We start from the raw sequence: 9269 nt of genomic DNA on the forward strand, positions 1-9269 counted from the left end.
TTATAACTTCACATAAATTACCACCTGCTGCAACAATTCACGGCCACCAAGTGTTTGGGTCTGTTTATTAAAATATGATGAGAATATTAAGAATCTTTTTTCCTTGACAAGTTTTTTGAGCAGGTTTTTGAGCAGGAACGTCAAGTAGACCATAGGGATTCCCCATGGTCTTTTTGTCTTATAGTCCATATCGTAAAAGCCTATAGTCTATCTCAAAAAAATGCCAAGCAAGCGGATACCGAGTCAACCTTTATCGGCTTGTTGTTCAAAATAAAACACACTTCCGTAGCTTCCCTTGAACACGGGCTGGCCAAATTTTTCCACCCATTCTCTATATAGTTTTCCGGAGACACTGCTCTGCACAATGACATAATCAGGATGGTCGTATTTCACAATGTCCGGCAGATAATCAGAGAATCCATACATCGAACGTTCGAAAGCGGTCCAGCCCATAGCTCCAAGCGATGCTTTGGTGACAAAAGGGTCCTGTCTTCCGTCACAGAGGACATCGCCTCCCCGGAACATGACATAACCGGATGAACCGTACTTAGCCAGCACTTTGGGACGGTTCCCTTGAGGTGTGCGATCCAGAATATAGGTCATCTCCTCTACCGGATAGCTTTTGGCATCAATAACGGGTGGTACGATAAATACATAAGCCATATTAAAGAGCAATCCCAGGGCCAGACAGAGGATAAGGGTTCGCTTGCGTAATTGAAAGTTCCTGAGGAAACGTAAATTGGGAATCACTTCAAAGAACACCGCTGCAAAATAAGGGATGAACAGCCACATGAACAGATTTTGCTTGAAATTGGAAACCCCTAAATATAAAATACCAAGCATCATAAAGAAACGGAATGGCTTGCGATGAAGGGAAAAAGGCAGCGTCACCGCAAAGAACAACAGCAACAGCAGAATAGGGAAATTATCTGGTCGGTTGAACTGAATCGGCTGCCACTCATTGATCAGCATGTTAAAGTTCTTATGGGTTACCGTCAGAATATAGAGCAGACTCTTGATGCCGCCCGGATTCAGCAGCCCGACCAGTCCTACAAGAATGAACACTACAACCCTTCGCAATGTAAGCTTCTTCGCAATCAGTGCTTCAATAAAAGCCATTCCCGTAAACACAACGATAACCAGCCACACACCCGCATGAAAGTTGGCGATTGCACAAGAGAGAGCAATCATCGCTATAGCATATTTGGTTCGGGTCAACAGCTGGAATTCACGTAAATAAACGAAGAACCAGACAATCATAAATGAGGAAATCATCTGTGGTCTTCCTTTAAAGTAGTTGTAATAAATCCAGCAGGAGATGAGTAGTACAAAAGGAAGCAATAGCGGGTGCGCCTCCTGAAGTCCCAATTCTTTACGTGAGACTCTGCCTAACCGCAGCAGCCCAAGGATAAGAAAGAACAAACAAACAGCTGTCAGCACATAAACACCAGGCCACCCAAATGCTTGATATAAAGGGGCAACCAATAGCTGGAATCCGAATTCATGCGGCACATAGGGCAGCTTGTCTCCATAAAAGGTATGTATGGCATGGTGCAATATGGTTCCGTGTTCCAGCATATAGCGACCCACTTCAATGTGCCAGAAGGTATCCGGATCATTGTATGAATATTTAGGGATCATTAGCATGACGACAATAATAATTAGAGCTCCGTATAGCAATTTGAACCATTTTGATTTCATTAGTATGTATAACCCCCCCCGTGTAAGTCCAACTATACCTATACTTTCCTAATAAATGGTTAAATTGCTGACACCTTGAGATCCAAATGAAAATAAATTAATAATTTGTTAAGAGTTGTTTCACGTTCCGTTTATGATTGAGGATTAAAGTAAAGGGGAGCAAAGATAAAAAGGAGCCCTCTCATGAAACCAAATCCTGTTGTGATTATTGTATCTGCTGCCTTCGGAGACGGTCATGCCAAGGTAGCTGAGGCTATTGAACAGTCCTTTAAAGAGAAAGGAATAGACCAAGTATATATTGTGGACCTCTTCGCTGAAGTTCATCCTTATCTAAATGAACTATTCCAGAGGTTCTATTTGATTACCGCCGTCTATGTACCTAAACTTTATGGATTTTTATACAGAATCACGAGCAGAATGAAGCCTGAGCAGCCCCTCAGTCAGTTTCTGCATTCCATAGGCAAAAAAAAGGCGAAGTCCATTTTGGATGAGTTACACCCGGATATTATCATTCATACCTTTCCCTATCTTGTGGCCTCACAGCTGAGTGAAGAAGCAGGGAGTGAGGTATCTATATTTACCGTACTTACGGATTATGTCCTGCATGGCAGATGGCTTCACCCCTCTACGCTGAAGTATTTCACCGCTACGGAAAGCATGAAGCAGGCTTTGCTGTCTGCAGGTGTTCCTGAGGAGAGGATCACGATTAGCGGAATTCCGATTCGGGAAGCATTTTGTGAACCTATGGATCGGGAAAAGCTCTTGATCAAGCATGGATTCAGCAAAAGTCGACGCTATATTCTGCTGTCAGCCGGAGCCCATGGCATAATGTCCAATATCAGTATGATGATAACTACCGTACTTGAATATTCCGACTTCGATTTAGTTGTACTTTGCGGGAATAACCAAGGCTTACGGTTATCTCTAGTAGATCTTTATCTTCACAATCCCCGTATTCATATCTTGGGCTACACAGAAGAAATGCATGAACTCATGGCTGTTTCCTCCGGGCTGTTGACTAAAGCAGGAGGGATTACTCTCACTGAGGCTATTGCCATGTCACTGCCTGTTATCGTATACCGTCCGCTCCCAGGTCAGGAGGAAGGCAATGCTCACCTGTTAACTGGACTGAGGGTTATATATACTGCCTATAACAAGCATGAATTAATCCATAGATTGCGCCAGCTGGAAATCCAGCCGTGTCGGGAAGAAATGCAGCGTTTCATGCATACCATCACTCGTAAAGAGTCGTCTCAAACCATTGTTTCTGAGGTACTAGAGGCAACAGAGCAGGATCTATGTGCTCAACAAATTTAACTCCATGAGTAACATTAAAAGGGATCTGTGCCAGGACTATCTCCTTCCTTGCTTTCTGTCGTATGATTATAGGGGAGTGGTAGAATATTGTTAGAGAGGAACCCAAGTGATGTCAATTCGTATGAAACTGCTCTTATCCTATGCAGCCATGTTAATTATTCCGCTTATTCTGCTAATTGCGACCTCTCTGCTGCTTGCAGTTGTCTTTCGCGGTGATTTACAAAGTCTGAAAAGCGCCCATGAGATGAAATTTGAGGGGCTGGAAGAAAGTGATTATCATAGCCTGATCAAGTATACGATTCTGAACGACCCGGATTTACTGACGGACAAGCACTTTCTGGATGATATCTCTGCGGACATGCTCAATAAAAATACCTATCTATATATCCGCTCGGGAAGCGATGTACTGTATTCGTCGGATTATATTTTATCACAAAAAGAACTGATCGCTGGACTACCATCCTTCAAACATGCCGGTATCTGGAGTGAACTGAAAAATAAAGCGGACGGAAATGTCTGGTATCAGATTGTACAGTATGATCTCTCTACTAAGGATCTGCAGCCGGTCAGTTTGTTCCTTCTGACTGAGATTGACCCGCTCGTACATTTTGCCCGCAGCTTTTTCCCTATTTTGTTTCTTTCCACGTTGGTCATACTGGTGCTGACACATACGTTGCTGACCTATTTCATGTCCAAACGGATTATTCGGCCATTGCTTGAGCTGCGCAAGGCAGCACAGCAAGTTTCTGAGGGTAACCTTGATTTTCAGGTCCGGGTTAGCGGCAAGGATGAGATTGGCCAGCTCGGGATGGCTTTTGAAGAAATGCGATCACGCTTACAAGAATCAATCCAGATGCAGCTTCAGTATGAATCCAATCGCAAGGAACTGATCACTAATATCTCCCACGATTTGAAGACACCACTCACAGCTATCAAAGGTTATGTGGACGGTATTCTAGAAGGAGTGGCAGACTCGCCGGAAAAAAGTGAAAAGTACATGCGGACCATTGCCACGAAGGCGGGAGAAATGGATCGGCTGATTGATGAATTATTTCTGTACTCCAAGCTGGATATGCAAAAATTGCCCTTTACGTTCGAGTCTGTACCGATTTACGCCTTTTTGCAGGATTGGGCGGAGGAATTACAAATGGAACTGGAGAAGCAGGGGGTCAGGCTGAATTTGGAGATTGCAATTGAGGAAGGAATACACGTTGCGGTTGACCGCGATTCCTTTAAGCGAGTGCTGAGTAATGTGATACAGAACAGCATCAAATATATGAACAAAGAGCAGAAGAGAATCTCTTTACAGTCATTTGCCCAGAATAATAAAATCATCCTCGTTATTGAAGATAATGGTCCTGGCATTCCGGAAGCAGCAGTTCGACATATTTTCGAACGATTCTATCGGGCGGAGCAATCAAGAAATAGCTATACCGGAGGCAGTGGACTAGGATTGGCGATCGCTAAAGGCATCATGCTGGGACATAAGGGTGATATATACGCAGAAAGTGTAGAAGGAGAAGGCACACGAATTTATATTGTCTTACCGATTGAAGAGGAAGGAAGCTCGCAATGATGAATAAGAACATTCTAATTGTTGAAGATGAACCGGCTATTGCTGAACTGCAGCGAGACTATCTGGAGATGAGCGGATTCCTGACTGAAATCGCTGTGAATGGCGAAGAGGGACTGGAGAAGGGGCTGTCGGGCAAATACGATCTCATTGTGCTTGACGTAATGTTGCCAAAGTTGAATGGATTTGAGGTATGTAAAAAAATTCGCGACGAGCTTGATATACCCATCCTTATGGTTACGGCCCGTCGGGAAGATATCGATATCGTCCGTGGGCTGGGACTTGGAGCTGATGATTATATTACCAAACCGTTCAAACCTGCGGAGCTAGTTGCACGGGTAAAAGCTCATCTATCGCGTTATGACAGACTGAAGGGCCGCCGGACCTCATCCAATGAGGTCGAAGTCCGTGAGCTGAGACTGGACCCAGACACCCGCTGCACCTTTATGCGCGATGAGGAAGTAATGCTGACAACCAAGGAATTTGAACTGCTTCATTTCCTGGCGCTCCATCCGAACCGGGTATTCAGCAAAGATCAATTGTTCGAAAGACTGTGGGGGATTGATTCCTTAGGGGATACCCAGACAGTCACCGTCCATATACGCAAGCTGAGAGAGAAAATCGAGCCCGATTCGGCCAATCCCATCTACATTGAAACGGTTTGGGGCGCGGGTTACCGCCTTCGTGGCTGAGACATATCGTCACTTAAGATTTATTTAATATTCTCTTCACTAGGGATTTATATTTAGAGTCTAGACTGGTAGAGTAAGGCTAAATTTGTGTGAGAGGCAGGCTAAAGAGATGAAGAAGAAGTGGCTTATGACAGGAGGCGCTGTCGGAATCAGTGGTGTGATCATGCTGGCTACCGGTTTAACGGCGTTTGCAGGCACCTCGGGTTATGATGATTACAAGGCGGCGCTTAAGAATACCCAAGGACTAGAGAGTGTTACCGCCCAGGTATCTGCCGTTCTTAAGGATAATGGCAGTCTGCTAAGTCAGGCTCAAGGAAGCTTAAAGGCCAATTTGCAGGATGAAGCTGTAAGCGGTACTGTGAAGATTAGCGGTACAAAAGGTACGGAGTCCCTTAGTCTTTATAATCAGGCTGACGGAGAAGTATTGAAAAGTGATGCTTCCGACATTTACTACGTCTTGCCGGACAAATCCGAGCAGAAAGATAAGAGCAAGAACAAGGATGCAACATGGATCAATAATGAAGCAGAGACCGTAATTGATGCACTGGTAGGGAATTTACAGAATGAGGTCACATCGACCACTGCATCCGATGGCTCTAAGCATATTTCGCTGCAGTTAGAGAGTGCGCAGATTCCTGCGGTTGTCCAAGCTTTAGTTCCGATCGTATTTAAACATGCTTCTGCTGTTGAAGACAGACAGACTGAGGACAAGGGTGTCACGAAAGAGAATGATCCGCAAGCGCTCTTTCACCAAAGCCTGTTTGATTTCAAAGATCTATCGCTGACCGAAGGTGTGCAAATTCAAAGCGTAAGTTTGAATGCTGACATTAACGCTGCAAATGAGCTGGAAAGCCAACAGCTTATTGTTACGATTACTGGTAAAGATGCCAGCGGCACAACACATACACTAACATCCAATCTGGATGTACAGCTATCAGGCTTCAATGGAACCACTCCTGATTCTATTGACCTGACGGGTAAACAAGTGAAACAACTATCTATGCATCATGGGGATCGATTTCACGAATAAACGATAAGCAGCTTGCAATTCTAAGCATGTAACAGCGGATAAGGTGAGTTTTGCTTTATCCGTTGTTTATTTTAAAATATAAGAAGTTATAGGTTTCACACGATAACTTATCCTTATATTTCTCGAAGAAACGGGTGCCGTCCATGTAAAGGACGGCAAAGCCGTTTCTTCTTGCCAAAGGGGAGATAAGCTTGGAATGTATCGCTAAATTAAGCGGTTTGACGAAAGAATATCGGAATGGCAGAGGCATTCGAAATGTTGGACTTGAGCTGTATAAGGGAGATATTTATGGTCTGCTTGGCCCGAATGGTGCTGGCAAGACGACACTGCTCAAGATGATGACTGGACTGATCGCTCCGAAGCAAGGTTCAGTAACCTTATTTGGCCACAATACGGAGCAATCCTTTGCTGCTGCCATGAACAAGGTAGGTTGTATGATTGAATCCGCAGATTTCTATGACTATGTTACAGCAGGTCAATATTTGAAGTCGGTAGCTAGTTTCTACCCCAATGTGCAAAGGGAACGAATTCAGGAGGTACTTGAAATTGTTGGCCTCACTGCTAATGTTAAAGAAAAAATAAGACACTTCTCCACGGGCATGAAGCAAAAGCTGGCTTTGGCCGCTGCTATTATGCCATACCCCGAACTGGTCATTCTGGATGAGCCGACAAATGGCTTGGATATTGAAGGCATCGTACTCTTCCGTGAACTGGTAACCCGTTTATCAGAAACGGAGGGGATCACTTTTATAATATCCAGTCATATGATTCATGAACTGGAGCAACTATGCAATCGGGTCGGTATTATATATGAAGGAGAGCTAGTTCAGGAAGGAAACGTGTCAGAATTACTAAAGGATATTCCTTCACTGGAGCAGTACTATATTGGTGAGCTACAGAAGGCGAAAGGGGGGCCACGGAATGTATAATTTACATGCGGGACTTAAGAATGAATTACTGCTCATGTTGTATCGCCGGAAGACGCTGTTCTTCTTTATCCTTGCTGCTGCTATTCCAATTCTGCTGGCCCTGACCTTCCATGCTCTGCAGCCTATGCTGGGATTAGTCGCAGCCAGCTCTTCTTACCCTATACAAATGCTGAACCTTTATACGATTTTTATAATACCGCTGTTTCTATTCCTAACGATTGCTGATCTGTTTCCTCAGGAAATTTCGGCTCGGACTCTCAAAATAGTTCTCTTGCGGCCCATCCATCGCGTCAGTGTGTACACGGCCAAAATTCTTGCTCTGGGGATATCCATTGCTGCTGTACTTCTTATCTTGGCAGTAGTGACAAGTGCCTGTAATGCTTTTCTTGGGAGTCAGGAACTGGGAACGATAAACTGGCTTAGCTATGGAAAAGCATATATAGCCGCCTTTTTCTCGATGTGGGCGCTCTCCGCGGTGTTTGTGTTCGTTGCCCAATTTTTCCGAAGCGCCAGTGGATTTCTGGTATTCTCCATTCTTCTTTATGCGGCAGCCAAAGTTACTCCCTTCTTCTTAAAGGGTTTCTCCTCCTTTTCTCTAGCCTCCTATACGGACTGGTATATGCTCTGGTTAAGTCATACCGTATCTGCTGGAAAGTTGATCACGTCCTCATTGTTTGTTACATCCGGATTGATCTTGTTTTTCACCCTAGGCTATATTCTCTTTGATCGTAAAGAAGCTTAATGACGGAATACGATACAGCCACATCTTGGGTGCTCACTAAATGTTGTTTGCGGAACATTTAAGGTGAGCGGGGATCGTGGTTTTTTTGTTATTAGTAACAAGAATCTGTATTGATTGCCGAAGTAGGTGCTTCTGGATTGGGTTATCAGGCAGGAAATTTCAGTGAACCCACGAATACTCTATAAGGTGTATTATAGGATTCTAAATAGAGGGGGCTCATCTTGGATCAAATTAAGGGATTTATCAAACTATTTCTAATGGAGCCTAAGTGGTTTAAGGTATTTATTATGGTTACCTTGCTTACCTCGATTATTTTTAGCAGCTCAGCTTTTTCCAATATGTATTTTCAAAGCCTTTCTAAATTTGCTGCTGGCCTATTCTTTGGTGCTTATGGTATCAAAATGCGCAGGAATACTGCAATCTCACTGATCTTATTGGGTGCGGCGGTTGTATGTTTGTTTCTAGCCTGCTTTCATTTCGCGGTGGCGTATTATGGTTAGGCGTGAGGATGAGATGGATATCTATGGGGTTAAACTCCCTTTGGAAGACAATGAAGAGGTCGTATCCCAGCTTATGGGCGCCATTTCCACAGTCAAGCGGGAACGAATACGCCGCTTTGTGAAGAGGGAGGATTCCCTTAGGACGCTGATGGCCGATATCCTCTCCAGGCTTGCAATCTGCCGCAGGCTAAACATCAAGAATAGTGAAATCGAATTGAACTTTAATCGCTACGGAAAACCTTTGTTACAGGGAAATGAGACTTTGCATTTCAATAACACTCATTCCGTTAGTTGGGCCGTCTCCGCCATTTCCTCCGTACCTATCGGAGTAGATATGGAACAGATAGGCGAGGTACATCTGGAGATTGCAGAGCGATTCTTCTCCCCGCAGGAGTATAACGACCTTTTGTTGCACAAAGAAGGAGAAGCCAGACAGAAGTATTTTTTTGACTTGTGGACTCTTAAGGAAAGTTATATCAAAGCTACAGGTATGGGACTGTATCTTTCTTTGTCGTCTTTTACGATCAGGAAGAATAACGAAAGAATCGAGCTTAACACTCAGAATGAATTTAAAGTTTGTTATTTCAGACAATATGCCATCGATCCTGACTATCGGTTATCCCTATGTGCAGCGAATGATAGTTTCCCGGACCATGTGACATTACTCAGCTTTGAAGAGATGACCCAAGCCTTTCTGGAGTATATGTGATTGTGCTGGCATTCAGATGAATAATAGGGCCACCATGTGGTACGCTAGACCCATTAGGCAGCCCTTGTGAAATTGA

At 44.1% G+C, this 9269-nt stretch carries 9 protein-coding genes; 8 read left to right on the top strand and 1 reads right to left on the bottom strand.

Annotated elements, in window-relative coordinates; all coding sequences use genetic code 11:
• Nucleotides 1–243: 243 nt before the first annotated feature.
• A complete protein-coding gene (locus H1230_RS16185; protein WP_239710619.1) occupies nucleotides 244–1701 on the bottom strand; it encodes a hypothetical protein in 1458 nt (485 codons plus the stop codon).
• Between the two features lie 183 nt (nucleotides 1702–1884).
• Here H1230_RS16185 and H1230_RS16190 point away from each other — a divergent pair, with 183 nt between their 5' ends.
• From H1230_RS16190 to H1230_RS16225, 8 genes are all read left to right on the top strand, one after another.
• Nucleotides 1885–3018 carry an MGDG synthase family glycosyltransferase gene (locus tag H1230_RS16190; protein WP_239710621.1) on the top strand — a complete coding sequence of 378 codons (1134 nt, stop codon included), beginning with the start codon at nucleotides 1885–1887 and terminating at the stop codon, nucleotides 3016–3018.
• A gap of 109 nt (nucleotides 3019–3127) precedes the next feature.
• Nucleotides 3128–4594, top strand: coding sequence for a sensor histidine kinase (locus tag H1230_RS16195; RefSeq protein ID WP_239710623.1), 1467 nt, complete (start codon nucleotides 3128–3130; stop codon nucleotides 4592–4594).
• Nucleotides 4594–5283: a response regulator transcription factor gene (locus tag H1230_RS16200; RefSeq protein ID WP_239717377.1), complete on the top strand. Its 690-nt coding sequence runs from the start codon at nucleotides 4594–4596 to the stop codon at nucleotides 5281–5283. Before H1230_RS16195 ends, H1230_RS16200 begins: the two co-directional genes overlap by 1 nt.
• Before the next feature lie 109 nt (nucleotides 5284–5392).
• Nucleotides 5393–6313: a hypothetical protein gene (locus H1230_RS16205; RefSeq protein ID WP_239710625.1), complete on the top strand. Its 921-nt coding sequence runs from the start codon at nucleotides 5393–5395 to the stop codon at nucleotides 6311–6313.
• Between the two features lie 191 nt (nucleotides 6314–6504).
• Nucleotides 6505–7242 (top strand): ABC transporter ATP-binding protein, encoded by a 738-nt coding sequence (locus H1230_RS16210; RefSeq protein ID WP_239710627.1) that lies wholly within the window; start codon nucleotides 6505–6507, stop codon nucleotides 7240–7242.
• On the top strand, nucleotides 7235–7984 hold the full coding sequence (locus H1230_RS16215; protein WP_239710629.1) for an ABC transporter permease: 750 nt from the start codon (nucleotides 7235–7237) through the stop codon (nucleotides 7982–7984). The genes H1230_RS16210 and H1230_RS16215 overlap by 8 nt, the downstream gene beginning before the upstream one ends.
• Before the next feature lie 221 nt (nucleotides 7985–8205).
• Nucleotides 8206–8484 (top strand): hypothetical protein, encoded by a 279-nt coding sequence (locus H1230_RS16220; protein ID WP_239710631.1) that lies wholly within the window; start codon nucleotides 8206–8208, stop codon nucleotides 8482–8484.
• Complete coding sequence (locus tag H1230_RS16225; protein ID WP_481857071.1) at nucleotides 8477–9193, top strand: 4'-phosphopantetheinyl transferase family protein; 717 nt, start codon at nucleotides 8477–8479, stop codon at nucleotides 9191–9193. The genes H1230_RS16220 and H1230_RS16225 overlap by 8 nt, the downstream gene beginning before the upstream one ends.
• Nucleotides 9194–9269 lie beyond the last annotated feature (76 nt).

The sequence above is a fragment of the Paenibacillus sp. 19GGS1-52 genome, assembly GCF_022369515.1.
GTDB lineage: Bacteria > Bacillota > Bacilli > Paenibacillales > Paenibacillaceae > Paenibacillus_AQ.

Bases quoted from the DNA above. Each gene is read 5' to 3' on its own strand.
- H1230_RS16185 (WP_239710619.1), bottom strand. From the start codon at position 1,701: ATGAAATCAAAATGGTTCAAATTGCTATACGGAGCTCTAATTATTATT.
- H1230_RS16190 (WP_239710621.1), top strand. From the start codon at position 1,885: ATGAAACCAAATCCTGTTGTGATTATTGTATCTGCTGCCTTCGGAGAC.
- H1230_RS16195 (WP_239710623.1), top strand. From the start codon at position 3,128: ATGTCAATTCGTATGAAACTGCTCTTATCCTATGCAGCCATGTTAATT.
- H1230_RS16200 (WP_239717377.1), top strand. From the start codon at position 4,594: ATGAATAAGAACATTCTAATTGTTGAAGATGAACCGGCTATTGCTGAA.
- H1230_RS16205 (WP_239710625.1), top strand. From the start codon at position 5,393: ATGAAGAAGAAGTGGCTTATGACAGGAGGCGCTGTCGGAATCAGTGGT.
- H1230_RS16215 (WP_239710629.1), top strand. From the start codon at position 7,235: ATGTATAATTTACATGCGGGACTTAAGAATGAATTACTGCTCATGTTG.
- H1230_RS16225 (WP_481857071.1), top strand. From the start codon at position 8,477: ATGGTTAGGCGTGAGGATGAGATGGATATCTATGGGGTTAAACTCCCT.